A 24,562-nucleotide genomic window follows, 5' to 3' on the forward strand; every position below is an offset into this window, starting at 1 on the left:
TTTTAACCATAAAATTCGTAAACACAGAATGTCCAGCCAACCCGAATATATTCTTGAACAGAAATTAGTAGAACAATTACAGCAGTTAGGTCATAAGCCAGTCAGGATTTGCAATGAAGCAGATTTGATTATCAACCTAAAAACCCAGCTCGAAATTCATAATAAAAAACAATTTTCCAATAAAGAATTTGAGAAGATTTTAAATCATCTTGCAAAAGGAAATGTTTTTGAAAAAGCTAAAGTATTACGAGATAGATTTCAATTTACAAAGGATAATGGGACGTCCGAGTGGATAGAATTCATCAATCAGGAAAGCTGGTGTCAGAATCAATTCCAAGTCACAAATCAAATTGCTCAGGAAGGAGAGTACAAAAACCGTTATGATGTCACGATTTTAATCAACGGTTTGCCTTTAGTTCAGATAGAGCTAAAACGTCGTGGTTTGGAAATGAAAGAGGCTTTCAATCAAATCAACCGTTATCATCATCAGTCATTTAATGCTGGAAAAGGTTTATTCAACTACGTTCAGTTGTTTGTTATCAGTAATGGCGTCAATACAAAGTATTACTCCAATAACGCAAAACAGAGTTTCAAACAGACCTTCTTCTGGTCAGACGAGCACAATAATAATATTACACAACTTGAAGATTTTGCACAGGCATTTTTGGAGCCTTGTCACATTGCCAAGATGATTACGAAATATATCGTTCTGAATCAAACGTATAAAATTTTAATGGTTCTTCGACCATACCAATATTATGCGGTAGAAAAAATTGTTGAAAGGGTTAGAAATACCGATAACAATGGATTTATTTGGCATACGACAGGTTCCGGGAAAACATTAACTTCTTTCAAAGCAAGTCAGATTTTGAAAGAAATTCCTAAAGTGGAGAAAGTTGTTTTCGTGGTAGACAGGAAAGATTTGGATTATCAGACGCAAAAAGAATTTGATGCTTTTGAAAAAGACAGCGTAGATGCTACAGAAAATACAGCACATCTTGTAAAGCAACTTTCTGACAATACAAAACTCATTGTAACAACTTTACAAAAGCTGAATACCGCCATTACCAAAGAAAAACACGGTAAAAAAATAGATAGACTAAAAGATAAAAAAGTAGTTTTCATTTTTGATGAATGCCACAGAAGTCAGTTCGGGGAAACACATCAAAATATTAAGAAATATTTCCAAAAAGCACAGATGATTGGCTTTACTGGAACGCCAATTTCAGAAGTTAATTCAGTTGGTAAAATAGATGGAATTGCTGCAACTACCAATATGCTTTTCAAAGAATGTCTTCATAAATATGTAATTACAGATGCTATCAGAGATGAAAATGTTCTAAAATTCTCAGTCGAATACGTTGGCAGATACAAAGAAAAAGAAGGTAGTAATACGTACATAGATATGGAAGTTGAAGCTATTGATACTCAAGAGTTATTAGCAAGTCCAAAGCGTCTGGAGAAAATCACCGATTACATCATTACGGAACACGATAGAAAAACCCATCAGAAAACATTCAATGCAATGTTCTGCGTCAGTAGCATAGATGTTTTGCAGAAATATTATGACCTCTTTCAAAAGAAAAAAGAAGAGGGAAAACACAATCTGAAAATTGCAACCATCTTCAGTTATGGAACTAATGAAGAGAATAATGATGCAGACGGAAATTATCAGGAAGAAGATGTTTTGTCGATGGTTGCGGAGCCACCTGCAAAATATGGTGATTCACATAGCAGAACTGTTTTAGATCGATATATTGGTCATTACAACGAAATGTTCGGAACAAATTTTTCTACGAAAGACAGCCAGACTTTTTATAATTATTACAACGATATTGCGAAAAGAGTCAGAAACAAAGAAGTTGATTTGATTATTGTAGTCAATATGTTTTTGACAGGATTTGATAGTCCACAACTTAATACTTTATTTGTAGATAAAAACCTGAAATACCACGGATTGATTCAGGCATTTTCAAGAACCAACAGAATTATCGGAGAGAAAAAATCACAGGGCAATATTGTCTGTTTCCGAAATCTGAAATCCGCAACAGATGATGCCGTGACTTTATTTTCTAATAAAGAAGCCATACAGGAAATTATAATCCAACCCATTGAAGATTATATTGAACTTTTCAAAAATTCTTTAGAAAAACTAAAACTGGTTGCACCCGAAATTCAAAGTGTAGATGCTTATCAAACCGAACAGGAAAAGTTTGAATTTGTTACAGCTTTCCGTGAATTGATGCGTATTCTGAATGTCTTAAAATCCTTCACAGATTTTGATTTTGACCAATTGGAGATGACAGAATTTGAATTTGATGGATATAAAAGTAAATATCTTGATATCTGGACTGGAATTAAGGGAAAGAAAGAAGGTGGTGACAAAGTCAGCATTTTAGATGATGTTGATTTTGAGTTAGAGCTCATCCACCGTGATGAAATCAATGTGAGCTATATACTTTCACTATTAGCAAATATTGCAGATATAAAAGGAATTAAACGAGAAGCAAAAATAAAAGAAATTCGTGAAATCCTATCCGGCGACGCCCAATTAAGAAGCAAAAAAGAATTAATTGAAAAATTCATAGACGAGAACTTGCCACATATTCCGGACGGCGATGCTGTAAGTGATGAATTTGATAATTTCTGGAATAAAGAAAGAACTGATGCTTTTGAGAAAATTGCAGAAGAAGAATCTCTGAATAAAGAAAAATTCCAAGAAACGATTGACAGCTTTCTTTTCACTTCTAAAATACCTAAAATGAGCGATGCTCTAAAACTTTTAGAAATAAAACCAAAACTTACGGAACGAAATAATATTGGAAAAAGGATTATCCAAAAAGTTCAGGATTTTGTTGAGGTATTTATTGATGGAGTGGCTTCGTAGCTTTAATTTTACGGTTTTCCGTAATTTATGATGTGATGTAAAAAGTATTTTTGCTGAATAAAATGATTCTATATAAAAAAACTTAACCAATAAATGACCATACAAGAATTTCTAATACCGTATAACAAATCTTTTAAAGAAATAATTGAGCAATATTCTGATATTTTCACTAAAGTATATAATAATGAACAACAGAAAAATTGGTTAGTTCCTATTGCAAATAAGTTAGATAAATTTTCTGACAATAAAAATCAAGAAGATTTTAGATACGTTATTGATATTTTGAAATCTGAAAATGAATTTACACAAGATGATATTTCAAAACTAAGTACCTTCGTTTCTAAAGTCAATTCGGTTGTAAAAGTAGCTGACCGTATAAATAATTTTAAGCAAGACACTATATTGGAAGATGACAGCCAATTACAACTGGTTACTTTATTTAATACTATCAAATCCACTTCTACTTTAAAGAATTTTACGTTGACATTAAACAGGAATCTGAATAATTTTAGAGCTCACATTTTTTCTGTTGTAAAACATTGCCAAAGCCCAGATTTGTATCCTGTTTATTACCCTTTTTGGCAAAAAGTTAGTAAGCATATTCTTAAAATTGAAAATGATTATGATTCAATATGTGAATTTTATAGAACCTTTCCTGAAGATAATAGGACGTTAAATTTTGGAAGCTACTATGGAACATTAATTAAAGTAATAATTAATAATGTAAATAGTATTTATGATGAAGTTTCACAGAAAGCAATAGTAGATTTCCTTAAAAAAGAAGTGATAAACTTATCTGAATATCAGAATTTATTAGATGATGTATTAAAACCAATTAGCAACGATAACAAAAAGTATTGGATATATTCTCCTGGTGAAAAAGCGTATAAATGGGATGAATTTTATTCTGAGCAAATTATGGCTCTTGGGTGGGATGAGATAGGAGATTTGGTGCAGTATCAAACTAAAAATGATATTCAAACGAAGTTACTTTCGACTTATAAAAGTGATACCAATAGAAATAATGATGCTATTGCAAATTTTGAGTTTGCAAACTCAGCAAGCATTGGCGATATTATTATTGTAAAGAAAGGAAGATATGAGCTTTTAGGATTTGGTGAGGTTATGTCTGATTACTATTTTGATGATGATAGAGATGACTATAAACATTGTAGAAGAATGCAATGGAAATTAAGTGGAAATTGGAACGTTGATCATACTTTAGTAATGAAGACCTTAACTGATATTACAACCTATGCATCAGGCTTGAATGATGGTAAAAAATATTATGAACATCTACTTTCAATTATGGAAAATACAACTATAAAAGTACAAGATAACCCTATAGTAAATTTATTAAAATATAAGAAGCAAATAATCTTACAGGGTCCTCCTGGAACCGGTAAAACTAAATTGGCTAAGGACTTAGGAAAAAAAATTATTACAGATAATCTTAGAAAAGTATCGAATAACAAAATCAGTATAAATGATTTAACATCGTTATTTAAAATTAATGATATTTTATTAAGTTCTAATAATAAAACTTCTTATAAAGTTATAGATAAGGATAACAATTCTATGAAGCTTTCAAGCGAAACAAGAAAAGAAATTGATACTGTCACATTTGAAACATTATTGAAATGTATTGAAAATCCTACTGACTTTCCTTTAGGAACAGGCTTAAATTCGCAGAATAGAGCTGCTGCAAATTATGCAATAGATAAACTAAAAGATATATTTCATTTAAATAATATAAATGGAGATTCAGAAGATAATCAATTAAAACTCATTCAATTTCATCCAAGCTACACATATGAAGACTTTGTTCGAGGTATAGTTGCCGAATCTAAAGGTGAAAAGATAGAATATAAGAATGTAAATAAAACGCTAGGATTATTTGCAAAAGAAGCTTTGGCAAATTTTAAAGCGAGTACAAGTGGTTCTCCTAAAGCAAATTTGGAAGCTTGGATTGATGAGAAATTTGATTTGTTTAAAAATGAGATTGATGCAAGATTACCAGAAGATCAGATTAAGCTTTCTGGTGATATAACAATTTTTGAAGTCACAGATTCACACTTTAAATATGCTGAAAAGTGGAAAACTCCTGGTTATTTAAAATTTATTGAATTTAAAAAATTAATAAAGGCTGTTCTTCTAAATGAATTAGAACTGTCAAGTAAGCAACTTGATAAAGAGAAATTTATACACGCTCATTATAGATACACTTATTACAATGCGCTATTGAAATTATTTTTTGATCAATATACCTATGAGAAAGAAACTGTAAAAATAGAAGCTAAAAATTATGTTCTGATTATAGATGAAATTAACAGAGCTAATCTTTCTTCTGTTTTAGGCGAATTGATTTACGCTTTAGAATATCGTGGAGAAAAAGTAGAAAGTATGTATGAAGTAGATGGTTCTCAAAAATTAATTCTCCCACCAAATCTTTATATTATAGGAACAATGAACACCGCAGACCGAAGCGTAGGACATATAGATTATGCCATCAGAAGAAGATTTGCTTTTGTGGATGTGTTACCTGAAAAATTGCAAGATAATACCGACATATTTTTCAATACCACTGATTTCGTTGAAGTTGCAAAATTGTTTATTAAAGTTGGAGAAAATGATGCTATCAACTTTGAAAATGCAAAAAATTCTGATTTTCTTTCAAATGATTTTTATGCAAAAGACGTGGCTTTGGGTCATAGCTATTTTATAGCAGAAAAGAAAAAGGTTTCATTAGAAGAAAAAGATAACTATTTCAAAATGAAAATGAAGTATGAGATAATTCCTATTCTTAATGAATATCTTAAGGACGGAGTTTTCAATGAATCAGCAACCGCAAAAATCAAAGAAATTGAACAGCGTTTCGTCTAAACTTATCAAGCTTTATGAACATTGGAGCCATAGTGAAGAACTTCTTGAAATAAAAGAGGATTTATATTTTAAGAAAAATAATGCTTATTCTATCTTTCATTATGAAAACATAATAGATGAGGAGGTCAAAAAATGCATTCTAAAAGCTAATTATTACATTGGAATCGGATCAATTTCTCCTCATCATCATATTTTTGTATCCCCAAAAGTAAACTCTAAACTTCTAGAAAAAATTCAGAATCAATTAGATGATGAAAATATAGATCATACTTCTGAAGTGAAAATGGAATCTGAAGAAGAAGTGAAAGCTTTGCCAGAAGTGGATGTGCTAAAAATGCTAACTGAAATTGTAAAGCTTCCTGATGCAACCAAAGAAATTTCAGAACTTTTAGATATTGACTGGGATGCTCCTAAGATAGAAGTGAGTCATCTAGATAATGATTACTTATCTCCTTTTTTAATTATTCAGTTTATTCACTTGATGAAAACTATTGTAAAAAAAGGATTAAAGAAATCTTATTATACAGTTGAAGAAAATCTTAATAGCAGAATAAAAGGTAAGATCTTAATTCCGCAGACAATAAAGCAAAATATTCTTAAAAATAGATTAACCTATACCAGTTGCAAATATCAGGAATTTGGATATAATAGTATTGAAAATAGGTTTTTAAAGAAAGTTTTGGAATTTGTGAAAAAATATATTTCAGCAAATGAAAATTTATTATCATCAGTACATTCAGAAATTCGGAATAGTATAAATTATATTTCTTCTGCATATGAACTTATCACATCACTTGAAGATATTAGAGAAATTAAAGGAATCAAGCATAATACATTCTATAAACAGTATAAAGAAGCTATACAAATAGGCGAGTTAATTTTGAAAAATTTTTCTTATTCTATTACAAAATCAAATCAAACAAAGAAAGAAACACCTCCTTACTGGATTGATATGAGTAGGCTTTTTGAACTCTACGCCTTTAAAAAACTAATTGAAAATCCAAGGTTTGATAAAATTAAATATCATTGGCGAACATTTGGGAACGAAGTAGATTTTATTGGCTTTTACAATAATTCTGAGAAAAGAAAAGAAATACCAGTTATTATAGATGCAAAATATAAGCTGCATTATGAAAACAGCAAGGAGCATCAGGATATGAGACAGGTTGCAGGGTACGCACGTTTAAAAAGGGTTTATGATTATTTTTTTGATAAAGTCAATGATTCAGATATTATTGATTGTTTAATTGTCTATCCAACTCTAAATAAAGATTCTGAATTAAAGATTTCAGAAATAAAAGTTTATCAAAATATTTATAAGATGGGAATCTATTTACCAATTAAATAATGTAAAAATGATTGTTTTGATTACGGTCAAAGAATCTCAGAAGACAAGTCAAAAGTAGTAACACAAAAATAAAAAACCTTGACACAAAGCCACGCTCATTTATAGAAAGGTTTTAATTTTTCTTTTTTAAGATTTTTTCTTAAAAATATTTTAGCTAAGAAATATCCTAAGAAAAAAGAGCATATAATTTAAAGAAGAATTTCAAAAAAAGTGTTCAAAATTTACCAATCTTTACTTGCAAATCCGAACAAAAATTTCTACTTTTACTATGTAAAATTTTTATATTGGATTTTACCACTTTTTGCAAATGCCCTATTTAAGGCCTTTCACAAGATGCTACAGCGAAATGCTTATCAATAAAAGGACGAGAAGAAGTTACAAAAACCCTCTCTCTCCGCAAATCGGGAAACCAATCAATGAAAACCTTAGATAGAAATATCTGAGGTTTTTTTGTTTTTAATCTGATTTTGACAAACTTTAAAAGTTTAATATTATTTTAATTAATCATAATTGAAAAACTAAAAACATTCAAATCAATAGCTCTAAACTAAGTCTTTCTTTTAACATTTTACTTATTTAAAAGTTTTCTCTAATCTTTCAATTCTCAAGCTCATTATTTTTTTCGTTAAATTCGTAGTAAATATATCCTTGATGAATATTCTTCTTTTGGAAGACGATCTCATTCTCTCTGCAGAATTGAGTAAGTTTTTAGAGTCAAACCGTTTTGCCACCGACAGAATTTATGACGGAGAAACCTTTCTGCGCCAAATAAAAAATAATTCTTATGATCTGTATCTTTTAGACATCAATGTTCCAAAGATCAACGGATTGGATGTCTGCCAAACCATCAGATCTTTTGATAAAAATACGCCGATCATTATCATTTCAGCTTACGGAGATCTTTCGGATAAGAAAGATGCTTTCACGAGATTAGCTGACGATTATTTGGTGAAACCGTTTCAGTTTGAAGAATTATTGTTGAGAATAAATTCTTTACTAAGAAGAAAAGTACCGTCTGATACTGTAGACCAGGACATCATCAGAGTAGATGATTTAATAATCAATAAAACCGAACAAAAAGTATTCAGAGCCGGGAACGAAATCGCTTTGACCTTAAAAGAATTTCAACTATTAACTTATCTGGCAGAAGCGCAAGGGAGAACGGTTTCAAAACAGCAGATTACAGAAAATGTTTGGGAACATAATTTCAATACCAACACCAATACCGTTGAGGTTTACATCAATTTTTTAAGAAAAAAATTAGATAAAGATTATAAAGTTAAATTGATTCACACGCGTTCCGGTTTCGGATATTATTTAAATCCTTTATAGATGTCTTTAAAAAGGAAAATTGCGCTCACACTCAGCATTTCATTTTCATTACTTTTTGGTATTGTTCTTATCATTATTTATGTTTCTTTTAATGATTTCAGGAAGGAAGAGTTTAAAGAAAGATTCGTCCGTCGTTTAGATTTTACGACCAACTTTATTTCTAAATCTAAAAATTTTGTAGAGGAAGCTCCTATTTTCTTCAATGAAAATTCTGATAATGTCTTGTTGAATGAAACGATTTTGATTTTTAATGCTAAAAAGGAACTCATCTATAGTACCATAAAAGACAGAAAAGTAACCTGGGACAAGAATTTACTGCAGGAAGTTGATCAAAAAAAAGCAGTGCATCAAGAAAATACTTATCCTGAAGTCTACGCAGCTTTAAAAAACATCAATGGAGAAAATTATTACATTCTCACCAGCGCATTTGATGCCAACGGACAATCCAAATTGGACTATCTTAAGTATCTTTTGATTACTGCTTTCATCACCTGCGCCCTTCTGATTGGGTTTTTCAGCTATTATTTTATGGGTAAATTTCTGCAGCCGCTGGAAGATTTGAACAAAGAAATTTCTGAGGTGACCGCACACAAGCTGACAACACAGATTCCTGTAGAGCAGTCGAATGATGAAATCAGTATTCTTGCGAAGTCTTTTAATACGATGATTGTTCGTCTGAATGATGTTTTCCAGTCACAGAAGGATTTTACGGCAAGTGCATCCCACGAGATCCGGACTCCGATAACGAGAATGGCTTTCCAATTGGAAAATTTAATTAAACTCGAACAACATTCTCCCGAAACACTTTCAGCTTTAAAACAAATGTTAAAAGATGTCTACCAACTTTCAGATTTGACGAACTCTCTTTTACTGCTCACAAAATTCGATAAAGAAAATATTCAGACGATTTACGAGGAAGTACGGATTGATGAGGTAATATTTGAATCTTTCGAGCGTGTTCAAAAAAGTTTTCCCAATCTCAATATGGATTTTTTGATCTCTGAAAATACTTCCGAACAGGCTTTTCTGACCATAAAAGGTGTACAATCACTTCTCAATATTGTTTTTATTAATCTGTTTAAAAATGCTGCGGTTTATTCAGATGATTCTGAAGCGAAAGTTTTAATCACAGAAAATGAATCTCAACTTATCGTAGACGTTGTATCAGCCGGAAATACCATTTCCATGGAAGAGCAACCCAAATTATTTGATGCCTTCATGCGTGGAAATAATTCTCAAAACATCACAGGCTCTGGCCTCGGACTTCGAATCGCCAAAAGAATTCTGGAATATCATAATGCAAAAATCAAATACAATTCACCTGCTGAACATACTAATAAGTTTAGTGTTACTTTTAATAAATAATATTTTTAACGATTAAGATTTAAGAGTGCCAAGATACTTGCCCAGAAATAAATTGTATTACTTGGCTAAGTGAAACGGCTTTGTTTATCTTAAAAATTTTAATATAGAATTTAAAAAAGAGCTTTGTCTCACGTTGCGTTTTTAATTTTTTCCAATTTTTTTAAGTATTCGACTTTTAGAAAACAACCTTAATCCTTTGATCTTTTTTACGTTTAAAAAAAACGTTTCAAGTTCGCACCCAAAACAGATTTAATTTTTTTTTAAGCCTTCTTTAAGGTCGTTTTAATCGAGCAACCTCACTTTTGTCATCAAAATTGAGAGAATGAACAAAATTGCAGGACTGTTCGTTGTTATTTCTTCGATAATGACAGCACAACAGCAAATGTCGCTTTTGGATTGCGAAAATGCCTTTCAGCAAAACAATCTTCAGCTTCTTGCCGAGCAGTACAACATCAACATAGCTGATGCGGATATCTTGCAGGCTAAAATCTGGGAACTTCCGCAGATCAATGGTTACATCAACGCGTATAATCCTGAGGACAGAAAATTTTTAGATGCCGGTAAAGCCAAAGGTTTTGAAGTGACACAGCTGATTTACATGGGTGGGAAAAAGAAAAACGAAGTCGCTTTTGCAAAATCCAATAAAGATTTGGCGCAGCTTCAGTTTACGCAGTTGCTAGTTGAATTAAGAACACAGCTTCACACCAATTACTACAATCTTTATTATGAAAAACTGAAGCTTGAGAACACCAATAAGCAATTGGGATATATAAATGATCTATTGAAAGCTTATAAAGTACAATCTGCAGAAGGAAATGTTTCTCTGAAAGATGAAGTGAGATTACAAAGTATCGTCATTCAGTTGAATAATGATAAGCTGAGAATCAATAAAGACATTTTGGAATTTGAGCAAAACTTAAAAGTTTTTACAGGAATTACCGAAAATATAGAACCTCAGATTTCAGACGATGAAGCAAAAGAAATTCTTGCTGCACAACCTTTCGGAGACGAATCTGATCTAAAAAGAAAAGCAATCGAAAACAATGCAGATTATTTATTTAATTTAAAACTGATTGAAAACTCTAAACTCTATGCACAATGGCAAAAATCTCTTAATGTTCCGGATCTGAATGTGGGTGCTGAATACGATCAAGCTTCTGGAACTTTTAGAAATGAAATCAATTTAAAAGTTGGAATTCCCATACCGCTTTGGAAAGTGAATAAAGGAAATGTGCAGAAAGCCAATTTTGCCATTCAGCAGAATCAGAGAAATGCAGAATTCCAAAAGCTAAATCTGGAGACTAAAGTGCAGTCGGCTTTTCAAATGTGGAAAAACCAGTACGAACAGTTGCTCGAAATTAAATCGACTGATCTTGATAATCTCGACCTCGTCTACAACGGAATTCTCAAAAACTTCAGAAACGGAAACGTCAATCTCATCGATTTTACAGATTTCATGGAAAGTTACCGTCAGACTTCACTTCAGATCTATGATATGAAAAATGAATTGATACAATCCGCAGAACAACTCAATCAATTGGTACAAACGAAAATCTTCTATTAAATATAAACCTTTGTTGTCTTCGCTGAGTGGAACGCCTTAGCGAACTTAAAACAGCATGATATTAAAAAAAATCTTTGCGCTCTTTGCGTTTAAAATAATAATCTAAATGAAGAAATTTATAATCCCTGTAATTATTGCACTTTTTTTAACGTCTTGTTCGAAAAAAGAAACACCGAAAGAAGCCGCACCTAAAGGTTTTGAACTGAGCAATACGATGCTCGAATCGATCACCACTGCAAAAGCTGAATTCAAAAACATAGAAGACACCTACAATTTTTACGGAAAAATATCTGCAGACAGGAACTCTTACATCGACGTTTATCCTTTGGTTGGCGGAAATGTGATGAGTGTAAATGTTGAATTGGGAGATTATGTAAAGAAAGGTCAGGTTCTCGCAACCATAAGAAGTACAGAGTTGGCAGATGTTCAGAAAGATGTGAGTGATGCTAAAACCGATTTATTGGTTGCTCAAAACAATTTACGTGTTGCCAAAGAAATGTACGAAGGAAAATTAAATACCGAAAGAGATGTTTTAGAAGCTAAAAGTCAGGTTCAGAAAGCACAGGATCAAATGCAGAGATCTTCCGCAGTAAGTACAGTTTATAATGTGAAAAAAGGAAATATATACAGCGTTCTTGCTCCGATCAACGGATATATCGTGCATAAAGATATCAATAAAGATATGCAGCTGAGAAGTGACCGAAGCGAAAATATTTTCGATGTGGCCAATACAAATAACGTCTGGGCAATCATGAATGTCAACGAATCTGATATTGATAAAATCAGTTTAGGAATGACTGCACAGGTTTCTACGTTGTCATATCCGGATAAAGTTTTTGACGGAAAAATTGATAAAATATTTAAAATCATCGATCCGCAAACCAATGCGATGCAGGCGAGAGTGGTTTTGGATAATGCCAAAGGATTATTGATTCCGGAGAGTAAAGCGACCATCAAAGTTTCAAAATCTGAAAACGCTTCAGCACTTTCTGTTCCGTCAAAAGCGGTAATCTTTGATGATGACCGAAGTTTTGTGGTGGTTTTCAAATCCCGAACTAATGTAAAAGTAAAAGAAATAAAAGTCTTGAAACAACTCGGTGACGTCACTTACATTTCAGAAGGTCTGACGGAAGGAGAAAATGTAATCACCAATAACCAACTTTTGATTTATCGGTCACTGAAAAACTAAATTTTTAACCATTAAGATTGGATTAAGAAGTTAAGTTTAATTAAGAAAAATCTACAGATTTTTATAAGGATGCTTTCTTCTTGAATTCGCCTGTCAATTCCTTAATAACTCTTAACTCCTTAAATAGTCCTTAATGGTTCAAATCTATTCAACGATTTTCTTAGTTAAAGTTTTTCAAAATTAAACATTTAGTTATTAGTCTAATATCTAAAGCTAACATCTAATTTCTATTATGAATAAATTCATTAAAAATATCATTTCGTTTTCACTCAAAAATAAAGCTTTCACGTTTATTTGGGTGGCGATTTTAGCGGTTGCGGGTTTTATCAGTTTCAAAAATATGCCGATTGAAGCTTTTCCAGATGTCACCAACACACAAATCGTGATCATCACCCAATGGAGTGGCCGAAGTGCCGAAGAAGTGGAACGATTTGTCACGACACCCATTGAGCTGGCGATGAGTCCGGTTCAGAAAAAAACGAGTGTGAGAAGTACCACGATGTTTGGACTCTCTATTGTTAAAATTCTGTTCGACGATGGAGTAGACGATATGTTTGCCAGAAATCAGGTCAACAATCAGCTTCGAAATGTAAGTCTTCCCGATGAGGTTGACCCGGAAGTGCAGCCTCCATACGGACCGACCGGAGAAATTTTCAGATATACTTTGGAAAGTAAAACTAAAGATTCAAGAGAATTGCTGACTTTGCAAAACTGGGTCATCGACCGTGCGCTGAGAGGCGTTCCCGGAGTTGCTGATATCAATGTCTTCGGTGGTCAGGATAAAGTGTTTGAGCTGAGCATTGACCCAAGAGCTTTAGATAAATACAATCTGACACCTTCTCAGGTTTTTGAAGCTGTTACAAAAAGCAATCTGAATGTCGGCGGAGATGTGATCGAGAAAAACGGACAAGCCTACGTTGTTCGTGGAATTGGTTTGGTACAATCGAATGAAGATATTGGAAACATCACGATTCAAAACGAAAGCGGAAATCCGGTTTTGGTAAAAAATGTAGCGGAAGTTCACGAGAGTTCACTGCCAAGGGTAGGGCAGGCCGGTCTGAATAAGCAGGATGATACCGTAGAAGGAATCGTGGTGATGCGGAAAGGCGAAAATCCACGAGAGGTTTTGGTGGGTGTAAAAGCTAAAATTAATGAGCTGAACGAAAAGATTCTTCCGAAAGATGTGAAAATGGTCACTTTTTACGACCGAGATAATCTGATGGATTTCACTACAGAAACTGTAATGCACAATTTATTGGAAGGAATTATTCTAGTAACGGTCATCGTTTTAATTTTCATGGCAGACTGGCGTACAACTTTGATTGTTTCCATCATCATTCCTTTATCCTTATTATTTGCGTTTTTATGTTTAAAAATGGCGGGCATGAGTGCTAACTTATTGTCACTTGGAGCAGTCGATTTCGGAATTATCATTGATGGAGCCGTCGTCATGGTCGAAGGAATCTTTGTCATGCTCGACCATAAAGCCAAGAAATACGGTCCTGAGAAATTTAACAAAATGGCAAAAGCCGGATGGATTAAACAGACCGGAACAGGTTTAGGAAAAGCGATCTTCTTTTCAAAATTAATTATCATTACTTCGTTAATTCCAATTTTCTCATTTCAGAAGGTTGAAGGGAAAATGTTTTCTCCATTAGCATTTACCCTTGGTTTTGCATTGATTGGAGCATTGATTTTCACGCTGACATTGGTTCCGGTTCTTACGCATCTACTTTTAAATAAAAATGTGAGGGAAAAGAACAATCCATTTGTGAATTTCTGGGACAGAATTGTGTTGAAAGGTTTCAGTTTTACATTTAAACATAAAAAACTCAGTTTAATTGTTGCGTTATCTTTCATGGCAGTCACATTATTTTCAGGAAAATTTTTAGGAACCGAATTTTTACCTCAATTAAATGAAGGTTCACTATGGATTACTGCAGAAATGCCGATGAGTTCATCTTTAAAAGAATCATTGAAGACTGCAGATATTTTGAAGAAAGACATTATGAGTGTTCCGGAAGTGACCGATGTTCTGGCACAAACCGGACGAAGTAATGACGGAACAGATCCCAACGGTTTCGGATTTGTGCAGTTTGCCGTGAATCTTCAGCCAAAAGATGAGTGGAAACGAAAAATCAATTATGAAGAACTCGTAGAAGAAATTGATAAAAAACTGAGAAATTATCAGGGAATTACGTTCAATTATTCTCAGCCGATCTCAGATAACGTGGCAGAAGCGGTGGCGGGTTTTAAAGCTGAAAATGGAATTAAAATTTATGGTGATAATTTGCAGACGCTTGACCGATTGGCGGATGAGGTTTTAAAATCAATTAAAGATGTAGAAGGTGTAAAAGATGCAGGAATCATTAAAAATATAGGTCAGCCAGAAGTAAGCGTGGTGCTTGACAGAGACAAAATGGCTGCTTACGGTATGATGCCCGATGATGCACAGTCAGTTTTGGAAATGGCTTTTGGTGGAAAAACGGCTTCTGAAATGTTTGATGGCGAAAGAAAATTTCCAATCAGGCTCCGTTATTCTGAACAATACAGAAAAGACGAAAAAGATATTGCTTCACTGATGGTTCCTACGCAGGACGGTGCAAAAATCCCTTTAAAAGAAATCAGTACAATTGTAAAAGATAACGGTGCAGCCTTTATTTATCGTGATGATATTAAAAGATATATCGGAATTAAATTCTCGATTCGTGACCGTGATTTAGGTGGAACAATTGGCGATGCACAGAAAGAAGTCGCAAAAATTAAAATCCCTGAAGGATATTCTGTAGGCTGGACTGGTCAGTTTGAAAACCAGCAAAGAGCGACCAAGAGATTGACGGAGGTAGTACCGATCAGTATTTTGGGAATTTTCTTCCTCTTATTCATCCTTTTCGGAAATATGAAAGATTCCTTGTTGGTGTTAGCGAACGTACCTTTTGCATTGATTGGTGGAATTATCGCATTGCATTTAACCAATATGAATTTCGGGATCTCTGCCGGAGTCGGGATGATTGCACTGTTAGGAATCTGTATTCAGAATGGTGTTATTCTCATTACAGAATTTCATCAAAACGTAAAAGACGGATTAAAAATAGATGACGCTATTTTTAGCGGAGTAAAATCCAGAACGCGACCAGTAATCATGACCGCATTAATGGCATCGATTGGGCTTTTACCAGCGGCACTTTCTACAGGTATTGGTTCAGAATCGCAAAAACCGTTGGCGATTGTAATCATCGGCGGATTAATTACGGCAACATTTTTAACCTTATTAATCTTTCCGATTATCTTTTGGATATTTAATAAAACCAAGAAAACAGAAGTCCTGTAGCTTATAACTATTAGTTTAAATTAAAAAAAATCATTCTTTCATTTATCTTTATAAAGTTGAAGCCCGGAATAGAATAATCTATTTCGGGCTTCTTTATATGAAATCAAGTCTGTTTTTAGAATCCTAAACCTACCGTAAATCCTCTTACAGGATTAGGATAAGTACCTAATGAAGCAGCAGCTCCGGTTGCAGTATTTACTGTGTAAAGCTTTGTTTCTGTACCAACGGTTGCTAATAAATAAGCTTTTTGGCTCATGCTTCCGATGTCGAAACCATTTGCTTGAGTGATATTGATGCCTAAAGCACCACGATCAACCAAGATACCTCCATTTGGTGGGTTTTGAAGATATAATCTGTCAGTATTATGGTCAATTACAAACAGTTCTGTGGCAGTTGCTCCCGCAAAATTATTTGTATAAGCTGCAGCACTTACAGCTACCGGTGTAGGGGTGAGATTGGTATCAACAGCTGTAACTGCTCCTGTAACAGGATCTAGTCTTAAGTTTTGTCCGCTATTACTCACCACTCTGATTTTATCAACGGTAGGATTAAAATCAAATCCAAACTCAGTTCCTACAAGAAGAGTAGTTAACGTACCAGTACCTACTTGAGTTGCCGCACCAGTACCTAAATTAATAGTATAAATTCTGCTTGAGTTTCCTAACGCATATAATTGTCCGTTTAAAGGTCTAAAATCAATCCCAAGAATTCCTTCTCCGGTTTGTAGTCCTGTAATTGCTTTAGTAACTGGTTCAGGTTTATTAGGGTCAAAAATCTGAAGCGCATTTGAGTTATCAATTGCATAAGCAACAGCATTAGTCGGGATAGCGATGTCAACAATTTTTTGAGGTAATGTACCGATGCTTGAAGCTTTTCCTGTAGTAAGGTTTACACTGTACAAAGCATTTTGACCTCCACTTGTAACTGCCATTAATGCATTTGTATTATCCGGGCTGATGTCAAATGCTGCCTGACCTGAGAATGTAAAGCCTAAACTTCCTACTTCTACCAAAGTTCCATTGTTAGGTGGATCTTGTTTAAATAATTTTCCTGAAGTTAAATCAAGATCATATAAAGTAGTTGTTGCAGCACCAGATTTACTATTGGTATATGCAATACCCGCAATTGCTGCAGTAGTTGCAATGCTTGTATCAGTAGCTGCCGTAACTCCGTTTTCAGGATTGATACGAAGATTTTGTCCCGTGTTTGATACCAATCTGATACGGTCAACAGTAGGATTGAAGTCAATAGAAACAATAGTTCCCGAAACAGCAGGAGTAAATGCTGTAGTACTTACCACTCTGCTTGTTGCAGTAGCTGTATTAATGATATACAATTTACTGTTATTGGATACTGCATAAAGTTCTCCTGTAGCTGGTCTGAAATCGATACTTAATAATTTTTCTCCTGTTGGAAGTCCTGTAATAGGCTTGGTGGAAGTCATTACATTACTGTTTTTAGCATTAAAAGCTAAAAGATCGTTGTTGGTACTCAAACCGTAGACCATAACGTCTGGTGCAACGGAAGGTGTTTCTGGTGTACTCATGTCATCGTCATCATCGCAAGAGATGATCGTGACAAATGCAAATGTAGCCAGACAAATGTTGAATAGTTTTTTCATAAAATTTATTTTAATTGATAGTTTCGTCTAAATATACGAGAGAAAAATAAACTTGGATTTGTAAAGTGTTTTTTTTAATTCATTTTTTTGTTATAAATTTGCAATTCCAATTTAGGGAAATGGATGTTTGCATTTTTTTTGGTTTGAATACTATTTTTTTTTAACAAAAAGATTTTAGTATTTAAAAAATCATTATATTTGCACACTGAAAATTTGAATAAACAATAAAATAAATAATTTAATATCATGGCAAAGGAAACGTTTAATCGTAACAAACCACACTTGAACATTGGTACTATTGGTCACGTTGACCATGGTAAAACTACACTTACTGCAGCTATTTCTGCTGTATTGGCTAGCAAAGGTCTTGCTGAGAAAAAAGATTTCTCTGCTATTGACTCTGCTCCAGAAGAAAAAGAAAGAGGTATTACTATCAATACTGCTCACATCGAATACGAAACTGAAAAAAGACATTACGCTCACGTTGACTGTCCAGGTCACGCGGATTACGTAAAGAACATGGTAACTGGTGCTGCTCAGATGGACGGTGCTATCGTTGTATGTGCTGCTACAGACGGACCAATGCCTCAAACTAGAGAGCATATTCTTCTATGTCGTCAGGTAAACGTACCTAGAATCGTTGTTTTCATGAACAAAGTTGACATGGTAGATGATGCTGAGTTATTAGAGCTTGTTGAAATGGAATTGAGAGACTTATTGTCTACTTATGATTTCGACGGAGATAACTCTCCAGTAATTCAAGGTTCTGCACTTGGTGCTCTTACAGCTGCTACTGCAGAAGGAGGTGCTAAGACTGATGACCAATGGTTCAAATCTGTTGAGCAATTAATGGATGCTGTTGACGAATGGATCGAGCAACCACCAAGAGATACTGATAAGCCATTCTTGATGCCAATCGAAGACGTATTCTCTATTACTGGTAGAGGTACTGTTGCAACTGGTAGAATCGAAGCTGGTATTATCAACACAGGAGATCCTGTAGATATCATCGGTATGGGTGAAGAGAAATTAACTTCTACTATTACAGGAGTTGAAATGTTTAGAAAAATCCTAGATAGAGGAGAAGCTGGAGATAACGTAGGTCTATTGTTGAGAGGTATTGAAAAAACTGACATCAAGAGAGGTATGGTTATCGCTAAGAAAGATTCTGTGAAGCCTCACAAGAAATTCAAAGCTTCAGTTTATATCCTTTCTAAAGAAGAAGGTGGACGTCACACTCCATTCCACAACAAATACCGTCCTCAGTTCTACGTAAGAACTACTGACGTTACAGGTGAAATCTTCTTACCAGAAGGTGTAGAAATGGTAATGCCTGGTGATAACTTAGAGATCACTGTAGAATTGTTACAGCCAATCGCTCTTAACGTAGGTCTTAGATTTGCAATCAGAGAAGGAGGTAGAACAGTTGGTTCAGGTCAGGTTACTGAAATCTTAGACTAATCATCTTAATATAATTAAAGTTCCGTAAGGAAACTTACGGAACTTTTAATCTACGGGCATCGTCCAATGGTAGGATACCGGTCTCCAACACCGTTGATCAGGGTTCGAATCCTTGTGCCCGTGCAAAAAGAAAATAATGAGCTTAGTAGAATTTTTAAAAGGTTCTTATCACGAATTTAGACACAAAGTAGAGTGGCCAAAGTGGTCTGACTTACAGTCTTCAACTATTGTTGTTACTGTAGCAACTGTTATTTTGGCATTGTTTACCTTTGGCGTTGATGAATTGTTTTCAAAATCAATCAGCAACATCATCGGAATACTAATCAATACCTTCAACTAATAAAGTATTTTCCCATAATGAGCGAATTGAAATGGTATGTGCTGAAAGCGATCAGCGGACAGGAAAATAAAGTGAAAAACTATATTGAGACAGAAATCAAGCGTTTAGGGTTTGAGCAGTATGTTACTCAGGTAGTGATTCCTATGGAAAAGGTTATTCAGCTTAGAAATGGGAAGAAAGTACCAAAAGAAAGACCATACTATCCTGGTTATTTGATGGTAGAAGCAGAGTTGATGGGAGAGATTCCTCACGTGATCAAAAACATTCCTGGTGTGATTTCTTTCTTGAGTTTAACCAAAGGTGGAGATCCTGTCCCAATGAGAAAATCTGAGGTCAACAGAATGCTTGGCAGAATGGATGAACTTTCAGAATTTGCTTCAGATGCAGAAATGCCATTCATCGTTGGTGAAAACGTGAAAGTAATTGATGGACCATTCAATGGTTTCAACGGTACAGTAGAGAAAATCTTGGAAGACAAGAAGAAAGTAGAAGTTTCTGTTTTAATCTTCGGAAGAAAAACTCCAATGGAACTAAGCTTTTCACAAGTCGAAAAAGTATAAAAATACATTATAAATATAAAAAGAGGATGCTTTTCAAAAGCATCCTCTTTTTTCTATAAAATTAAGAATGTGATATTATTTACGAAAAAAAATAACCTTTTTTTATTGTATTGCTTTTTTTTAATTATTATCTTTTTTTATCTAGTATTAAAATTATACGGAAAAGCAACATTATCTATCCATGAATGGACTATGTCTGACTGGCTGGTCAATTACCAAGATGGAGGTTTTAAGCGTAGAGGTCTTACCGGTAGTATTTTTTTTGCATTGCAAGACCTATTCGGAATATCGCTACCTTTTCAGGTTTTTATTGTTCAAGTTATTTTTTATATTCTTATTTTTTATTCATATTTTAAGCTGTTAATTGATAAGAAAATAGATTGGAATATTTTAGTATTGCTATGTTCTCCACTATGTTTTATGTATTTCCCAATCAATTTGTCTTATTCAGGGAAAAGAGAGATTGTTCTCTTTACGCTTGCAGCGTATTTTGCATTGGGTAGAATGACCATTCTCAAAGAAAGAATCTTTATAGTTTTATTCTGTGTAGGATTGTTTCTCCATGAAATGTTTTATTTCTTTTTGCCATTTTTTATTGCAATACACATTTTTAAAACAAGAGAAAAGAAATATTCCTTTTGGATGCTTTTTTTCGTTTTATCTACTATTACAGTTGGGATTATATTTTTTTTCGGGAAAGAAATTAATTGTGGGAAAAGTTTAGAAATTATAGGCAAACGAGGTGTGATTTTTGGAAGAAACAATATTTTCATTTATAATTTTTGGGATGGTATAGAATTAATTAAAAAAGAAATTATTTCCTATTCTCTATTCATTTTAGAGCTTATTATTGAAGTTTTAATGTTTCTTTTTTATCTCTTTATATTTTATAAAAACAAATTTTATACTTTTTTTAGGTTTGTTATCATAAGCTTTATCTGGGTGTCACCTTTGTATTTTTTGGGAATTGATTGGTATCGTTGGAATCACATATATTCTATGCTCTTATTAATCGTTTTGATAACCTTATTGCCTGATAATGAAGGTAATGATAAAATCTCATTTAATCAGAATGTTTTTATTAAGAAATTTCTCGTTGTTAACATCTTCTTTTTTATCTTTTTTTTCATCCATATACAATATGATGGGAGAGGACTTTCGTTAAAAAAAGTAAAAGATTATTATTTTTCCAAATTTCATTCTTAATAAAATTATTTTCTATTTCGTTACTGAGAATCACTATGTTTCAAATGGGGGATGTAAAATATTTCAATTATCTTGTTAAAAATCAAATAATTAATTTGCTAATTAAAAAATATTTCATAATTTTGCAGTCCGAAAAGTAGGTTTACTTTATGTGAGTGCGGTAACCTGCTGAATAATAAATGCTTCCAAACTCATTAATTATTCAATTTTTAAAAAACAAACAATGGCTAAAAAAGTCTTTAAAATGGTTAAGCTCCAAGTAAAAGGAGGAGCAGCAAACCCATCTCCACCAGTTGGTCCGGCATTAGGTTCTGCAGGTGTGAACATCATGGAGTTTTGTAAACAATTTAACGGAAGAACTCAGGATAAGCCAGGTCAAGTTTTACCTGTAGTTATTACAGTGTACGAAGACAAATCTTTTGAATTCGTTATTAAAACTCCACCTGCAGCAATTCAGTTAATGGATGCAGCTAAAATCAAAGGAGGATCCGGTGAACCAAACAGAAACAAAGTAGGTGCTGTATCTTGGGCGCAAGTTCAAAAAATCGCTGAAGATAAAATGACAGATCTTAACTGTTTTACTTTGGACTCAGCTCTTTCTATGGTTGCAGGTACTGCTAGATCTATGGGATTAAGAGTAACAGGAACTAAACCAACTAACGCTTAAAACTAAGAGAAATGGCAAAATTGACTAAAAAGCAAAAGGAAGCTTTAAGCAAAGTAGAAAAAGGAAGAATTTATAACCTTGAAGAAGGTGCTGCTCTTGTAAAAGAAGTAAACACTGCAAAGTTTGATGCTTCTGTAGATATCGCTGTAAGATTGGGTGTAGACCCAAGAAAAGCAAACCAAATGGTAAGAGGTGTAGTATCTCTTCCTCACGGTACTGGTAAAGATGTTAAAGTTTTGGCTTTAGTAACTCCAGATAAAGAAGCTGAAGCTAAAGCAGCTGGTGCTGATTATGTAGGTCTTGACGAATATTTACAAAAAATAAAAGATGGTTGGACAGATGTTGACGTTATTGTTACTATGCCAGCTGTTATGGGTAAATTAGGACCTTTGGGTAGAGTATTAGGACCAAGAGGTTTGATGCCTAACCCAAAATCAGGTACTGTAACTATGGAAATTGGTAAAGCAGTAACTGAGGTAAAAGCTGGTAAAATTGACTTTAAAGTAGACAAATACGGTATTATCCACGCTGGTATTGGTAAAGTATCTTTCGATGCTGCTAAAATCAAGGAGAATGCTCAGGAATTAATCTCTACTTTGATCAAAATGAAACCAACTGCTGCTAAAGGTACTTATGTGAAGAGCATTTATTTGTCTTCTACAATGAGCCCGGGTATTGCAATTGATAGTAAATCTGTTAACTAATTATAATCCTTAAGACAATGACAAAAGACCAAAAAGTTGTAGCAATACAAGAGATCAAAGATTTGCTTCAGGATGCTAAAGTAGTTTATGTAGCAGATCTAGACGGTTTGAACGCTGCAAAATCTTCTGACTTCAGAAGACAAGCTTTCAAGCAAAATATCAAAGTAAAAGTTGTGAAAAACACACTTTTGCAAAAAGCAATGGAACAGATTGAAGGAGTAGATTACTCTGAAATGTTCGAAACTTTCAAAGGGAACACTGCATTAATGATTGCTGAAACAGCTAACGCTCCTGCAAAATTAATCAAAGACTTTAGAAAAAAAGAAGAGAAGCCGGCTTTAAAATCTGCTTTTGTACAAGAAACTTTCTATGTTGGTGACAACAATCTAGATGCTTTAGTAAGCATTAAGTCTAGAGAAGAAATGATCGGTGAAATCATCGGATTACTTCAGTCTCCAATTCAAAGAGTTGTTTCTGCTCTTCAAAACAAATCTGAAACGGTAGAAGCTAAAGCTGAAGAAGCTGCTGCACCTGCTGTAGAAGAAACTCCTGCTGTAGAAGAAACTCCTGCTGAGGCTGCTCCAGAAGCTCCTGCTGCAGAAAGCACTGAGGAAACTCCAGCTGCTGAATAATTACTCTCAAAAAATTAAATAAATAATCAACAAAAACATTACAACAATGTCAGATTTAAAAAATTTAGCTGAAACGCTAGTAAACTTAACAGTAAAAGACGTAAATGAATTAGCTACTATCCTTAAGGATGAGTACGGAATCGAGCCAGCTGCTGCTGCAGTTGTTATGGCTGGTCCTGGTGCTGAAGCTGCTGAAGAAAAAACAGAATTCGATGTAATTCTTAAAGCTGCTGGTGCTTCTAAATTGGCTATCGTTAAATTGGTAAAAGATTTAACTGGTGCTGGTCTTAAAGAAGCTAAAGATATCGTAGATGGAGCTCCTGCTGCAATCAAAACTGGTATCTCTAAAGACGAAGCTGAAGCTCTTAAGAAGCAATTAGAAGAAGCTGGTGCTGAAGTAGAATTGAAATAATTTTCAATTTTTAAATATAAGAAAGCGATAAACTTAGTTTATCGCTTTTTTTTTGTACTATTTCTGGAATTTACCGACAGCAACTACGTAAAATTTTGATGTGCAAATAGATTGTAGATCATCGCATTTTTTGGTGATGAAAACTAGAGCTGTATGGATGATTAGCTACCAGCCATTCTTAACGGAACATTTTAGGAAATATCAAAAGGGTTAAATTTTTACCGCTTCTTTTACTCTTCAGTTGATAAATTTTATAACATAAATTTTTCTGTAAAATTTACTATTGTTGATATATATCATTTTTAGGATTTCTTAACATATTGATTTTGAACTAAAACACATAGTTTTTCTATTTTTGCAAAACAGTAGGTATTTTGAATAGTGATGGGTTACATATATGCAGAAGTTCTAAGAACTTTAGTGGTGAAAGTTTTAAATTTTTGCTGCGTTTTCTTGGATTCATTATTTTCCTATTTCAGTTTCAGTTTTTAAATGCACAAGAGTCTTCACAAGAAGAACACACAGATACAGCATTCATTTTTGTAGACCGAAATGTAGTTGTATTTTCTAAAGATGAAAGCTTCAACAAAAAGCTCAGATATAAAGAAGCTGCCTTATCAGAAGAAGGTTTTGAAAAATCACATTCAACTGCACAAAATTCTTCTAGTAAGAATAAGCAAGCTGCACAAGATCTTACGGAAGAAGTCAGATTGACGCAAGAAAAAAAGAAGCAAATAACTCTTGAAGAGGTTAAACTAGAAATTCAAAAATTCGAAAGAAAAAATAAATCTTCTTTAAACAAAGAATTTTACCCGCCACAATCTTCAGATAAATTTTCCGGTTCTAAGTCTAATACTAAAGATTATATTGCCCCCAAACCTTCTAATCAGAATGTTTGTAAACAAGTATGTTTTTTAGATTTTTTTTTAATCAAGAAAGCGTTGGGCTTTCTGCATACCCAAAAATTCTTTTATTATAACAATAAATCTTTCGATGATTGTTTTTCTAATGTCTTCTCTGTAAGGCCGCCTCCTATTTATTCTTAATGTAACTTATTGTT

18 protein-coding genes and 1 tRNA gene are annotated in these 24,562 nt (G+C 33.5%); 18 read left to right on the plus strand and 1 reads right to left on the minus strand.

Annotation, left to right across the window (positions count from 1 at the left end):
• Window positions 1-28: 28 nt before the first annotated feature.
• From MQX03_RS13725 to MQX03_RS13760, 8 genes are all read left to right on the plus strand, one after another.
• On the plus strand, window positions 29-2,887 hold the full coding sequence (locus MQX03_RS13725) for a type I restriction endonuclease subunit R (RefSeq protein WP_242803742.1): 2,859 nt from the start codon (window positions 29-31) through the stop codon (window positions 2,885-2,887).
• Window positions 2,888-2,980: 93 nt separating this feature from the next.
• The gene (locus MQX03_RS13730) at window positions 2,981-5,770 is read left to right on the plus strand and encodes an AAA family ATPase (RefSeq protein WP_242803744.1); all 2,790 of its coding nucleotides are present in this window, start codon (window positions 2,981-2,983) and stop codon (window positions 5,768-5,770) included.
• Complete coding sequence (locus MQX03_RS13735) at window positions 5,721-7,118, plus strand: McrC family protein (RefSeq protein ID WP_242803746.1); 1,398 nt, start codon at window positions 5,721-5,723, stop codon at window positions 7,116-7,118. The genes MQX03_RS13730 and MQX03_RS13735 overlap by 50 nt, the downstream gene beginning before the upstream one ends.
• Before the next feature lie 651 nt (window positions 7,119-7,769).
• Window positions 7,770-8,450: a response regulator transcription factor gene (locus MQX03_RS13740; protein ID WP_242803748.1), complete on the plus strand. Its 681-nt coding sequence runs from the start codon at window positions 7,770-7,772 to the stop codon at window positions 8,448-8,450.
• Complete coding sequence (locus MQX03_RS13745; RefSeq protein ID WP_242803750.1) at window positions 8,451-9,815, plus strand: sensor histidine kinase; 1,365 nt, start codon at window positions 8,451-8,453, stop codon at window positions 9,813-9,815.
• A 322-nt stretch (window positions 9,816-10,137) separates the two neighbouring features.
• Window positions 10,138-11,379, plus strand: a complete 1,242-nt coding sequence (locus MQX03_RS13750) for a TolC family protein (RefSeq protein WP_242803752.1) — start codon at window positions 10,138-10,140, stop codon at window positions 11,377-11,379.
• Window positions 11,380-11,485: 106 nt separating this feature from the next.
• Window positions 11,486-12,568 (plus strand): efflux RND transporter periplasmic adaptor subunit, encoded by a 1,083-nt coding sequence (locus MQX03_RS13755; protein ID WP_242803754.1) that lies wholly within the window; start codon window positions 11,486-11,488, stop codon window positions 12,566-12,568.
• A 232-nt stretch (window positions 12,569-12,800) separates the two neighbouring features.
• Complete coding sequence (locus MQX03_RS13760; RefSeq protein ID WP_242803756.1) at window positions 12,801-15,899, plus strand: efflux RND transporter permease subunit; 3,099 nt, start codon at window positions 12,801-12,803, stop codon at window positions 15,897-15,899.
• A 115-nt stretch (window positions 15,900-16,014) separates the two neighbouring features.
• On the opposite strand, the gene MQX03_RS13765 is transcribed toward MQX03_RS13760, so the two are convergent.
• Window positions 16,015-17,520 carry a DUF4394 domain-containing protein gene (locus MQX03_RS13765; protein WP_242803758.1) on the minus strand — a complete coding sequence of 502 codons (1,506 nt, stop codon included), beginning with the start codon at window positions 17,518-17,520 and terminating at the stop codon, window positions 16,015-16,017.
• 246 nt (window positions 17,521-17,766) lie between these two features.
• On the opposite strand from MQX03_RS13765, the gene tuf reads away from it, so the two are divergent.
• The 10 genes from tuf to MQX03_RS13815 all read left to right on the plus strand — a co-directional run bounded on the left by tuf (window position 17,767) and on the right by MQX03_RS13815 (window position 24,548).
• Window positions 17,767-18,981 (plus strand): elongation factor Tu, encoded by a 1,215-nt coding sequence (tuf, locus tag MQX03_RS13770; protein ID WP_129535971.1) that lies wholly within the window; start codon window positions 17,767-17,769, stop codon window positions 18,979-18,981.
• A 52-nt stretch (window positions 18,982-19,033) separates the two neighbouring features.
• Window positions 19,034-19,104 (plus strand) — tRNA-Trp (locus MQX03_RS13775).
• 13 nt (window positions 19,105-19,117) lie between these two features.
• Window positions 19,118-19,321, plus strand: coding sequence for a preprotein translocase subunit SecE (gene secE / locus MQX03_RS13780; RefSeq protein ID WP_052187936.1), 204 nt, complete (start codon window positions 19,118-19,120; stop codon window positions 19,319-19,321).
• A gap of 17 nt (window positions 19,322-19,338) precedes the next feature.
• Window positions 19,339-19,881 carry a transcription termination/antitermination protein NusG gene (gene nusG / locus MQX03_RS13785; RefSeq protein WP_242803760.1) on the plus strand — a complete coding sequence of 181 codons (543 nt, stop codon included), beginning with the start codon at window positions 19,339-19,341 and terminating at the stop codon, window positions 19,879-19,881.
• A gap of 69 nt (window positions 19,882-19,950) precedes the next feature.
• Complete coding sequence (locus MQX03_RS13790) at window positions 19,951-21,087, plus strand: hypothetical protein (protein WP_242803762.1); 1,137 nt, start codon at window positions 19,951-19,953, stop codon at window positions 21,085-21,087.
• 223 nt (window positions 21,088-21,310) lie between these two features.
• Window positions 21,311-21,754: a 50S ribosomal protein L11 gene (rplK, locus tag MQX03_RS13795; protein WP_047444876.1), complete on the plus strand. Its 444-nt coding sequence runs from the start codon at window positions 21,311-21,313 to the stop codon at window positions 21,752-21,754.
• An 11-nt stretch (window positions 21,755-21,765) separates the two neighbouring features.
• Window positions 21,766-22,458, plus strand: coding sequence for a 50S ribosomal protein L1 (gene rplA, locus MQX03_RS13800; RefSeq protein ID WP_047444874.1), 693 nt, complete (start codon window positions 21,766-21,768; stop codon window positions 22,456-22,458).
• A gap of 17 nt (window positions 22,459-22,475) precedes the next feature.
• The gene (gene rplJ, locus MQX03_RS13805; protein WP_242803764.1) at window positions 22,476-23,090 is read left to right on the plus strand and encodes a 50S ribosomal protein L10; all 615 of its coding nucleotides are present in this window, start codon (window positions 22,476-22,478) and stop codon (window positions 23,088-23,090) included.
• A 46-nt stretch (window positions 23,091-23,136) separates the two neighbouring features.
• Window positions 23,137-23,502 carry a 50S ribosomal protein L7/L12 gene (gene rplL / locus MQX03_RS13810; protein WP_129535975.1) on the plus strand — a complete coding sequence of 122 codons (366 nt, stop codon included), beginning with the start codon at window positions 23,137-23,139 and terminating at the stop codon, window positions 23,500-23,502.
• Between the two features lie 440 nt (window positions 23,503-23,942).
• The gene (locus tag MQX03_RS13815; RefSeq protein ID WP_242803765.1) at window positions 23,943-24,548 is read left to right on the plus strand and encodes a hypothetical protein; all 606 of its coding nucleotides are present in this window, start codon (window positions 23,943-23,945) and stop codon (window positions 24,546-24,548) included.
• The last annotated feature ends 14 nt before the right edge of the window (window positions 24,549-24,562 follow it).

Source organism: Chryseobacterium aahli, assembly GCF_022699665.1.
GTDB lineage: Bacteria > Bacteroidota > Bacteroidia > Flavobacteriales > Weeksellaceae > Chryseobacterium > Chryseobacterium aahli.

Coding starts and splice junctions, on each gene's coding strand:
- MQX03_RS13725 (WP_242803742.1), top strand. CDS start 29: ATGTCCAGCCAACCCGAATATATTCTTGAACAGAAATTAGTAGAACAA.
- MQX03_RS13730 (WP_242803744.1), top strand. CDS start 2,981: ATGACCATACAAGAATTTCTAATACCGTATAACAAATCTTTTAAAGAA.
- MQX03_RS13735 (WP_242803746.1), top strand. CDS start 5,721: ATGAATCAGCAACCGCAAAAATCAAAGAAATTGAACAGCGTTTCGTCT.
- MQX03_RS13740 (WP_242803748.1), top strand. CDS start 7,770: ATGAATATTCTTCTTTTGGAAGACGATCTCATTCTCTCTGCAGAATTG.
- MQX03_RS13745 (WP_242803750.1), top strand. CDS start 8,451: ATGTCTTTAAAAAGGAAAATTGCGCTCACACTCAGCATTTCATTTTCA.
- MQX03_RS13750 (WP_242803752.1), top strand. CDS start 10,138: ATGAACAAAATTGCAGGACTGTTCGTTGTTATTTCTTCGATAATGACA.
- MQX03_RS13755 (WP_242803754.1), top strand. CDS start 11,486: ATGAAGAAATTTATAATCCCTGTAATTATTGCACTTTTTTTAACGTCT.
- MQX03_RS13760 (WP_242803756.1), top strand. CDS start 12,801: ATGAATAAATTCATTAAAAATATCATTTCGTTTTCACTCAAAAATAAA.
- MQX03_RS13765 (WP_242803758.1), bottom strand. CDS start 17,520: ATGAAAAAACTATTCAACATTTGTCTGGCTACATTTGCATTTGTCACG.
- tuf (WP_129535971.1), top strand. CDS start 17,767: ATGGCAAAGGAAACGTTTAATCGTAACAAACCACACTTGAACATTGGT.
- secE (WP_052187936.1), top strand. CDS start 19,118: ATGAGCTTAGTAGAATTTTTAAAAGGTTCTTATCACGAATTTAGACAC.
- nusG (WP_242803760.1), top strand. CDS start 19,339: ATGAGCGAATTGAAATGGTATGTGCTGAAAGCGATCAGCGGACAGGAA.
- rplK (WP_047444876.1), top strand. CDS start 21,311: ATGGCTAAAAAAGTCTTTAAAATGGTTAAGCTCCAAGTAAAAGGAGGA.
- rplA (WP_047444874.1), top strand. CDS start 21,766: ATGGCAAAATTGACTAAAAAGCAAAAGGAAGCTTTAAGCAAAGTAGAA.
- rplJ (WP_242803764.1), top strand. CDS start 22,476: ATGACAAAAGACCAAAAAGTTGTAGCAATACAAGAGATCAAAGATTTG.
- rplL (WP_129535975.1), top strand. CDS start 23,137: ATGTCAGATTTAAAAAATTTAGCTGAAACGCTAGTAAACTTAACAGTA.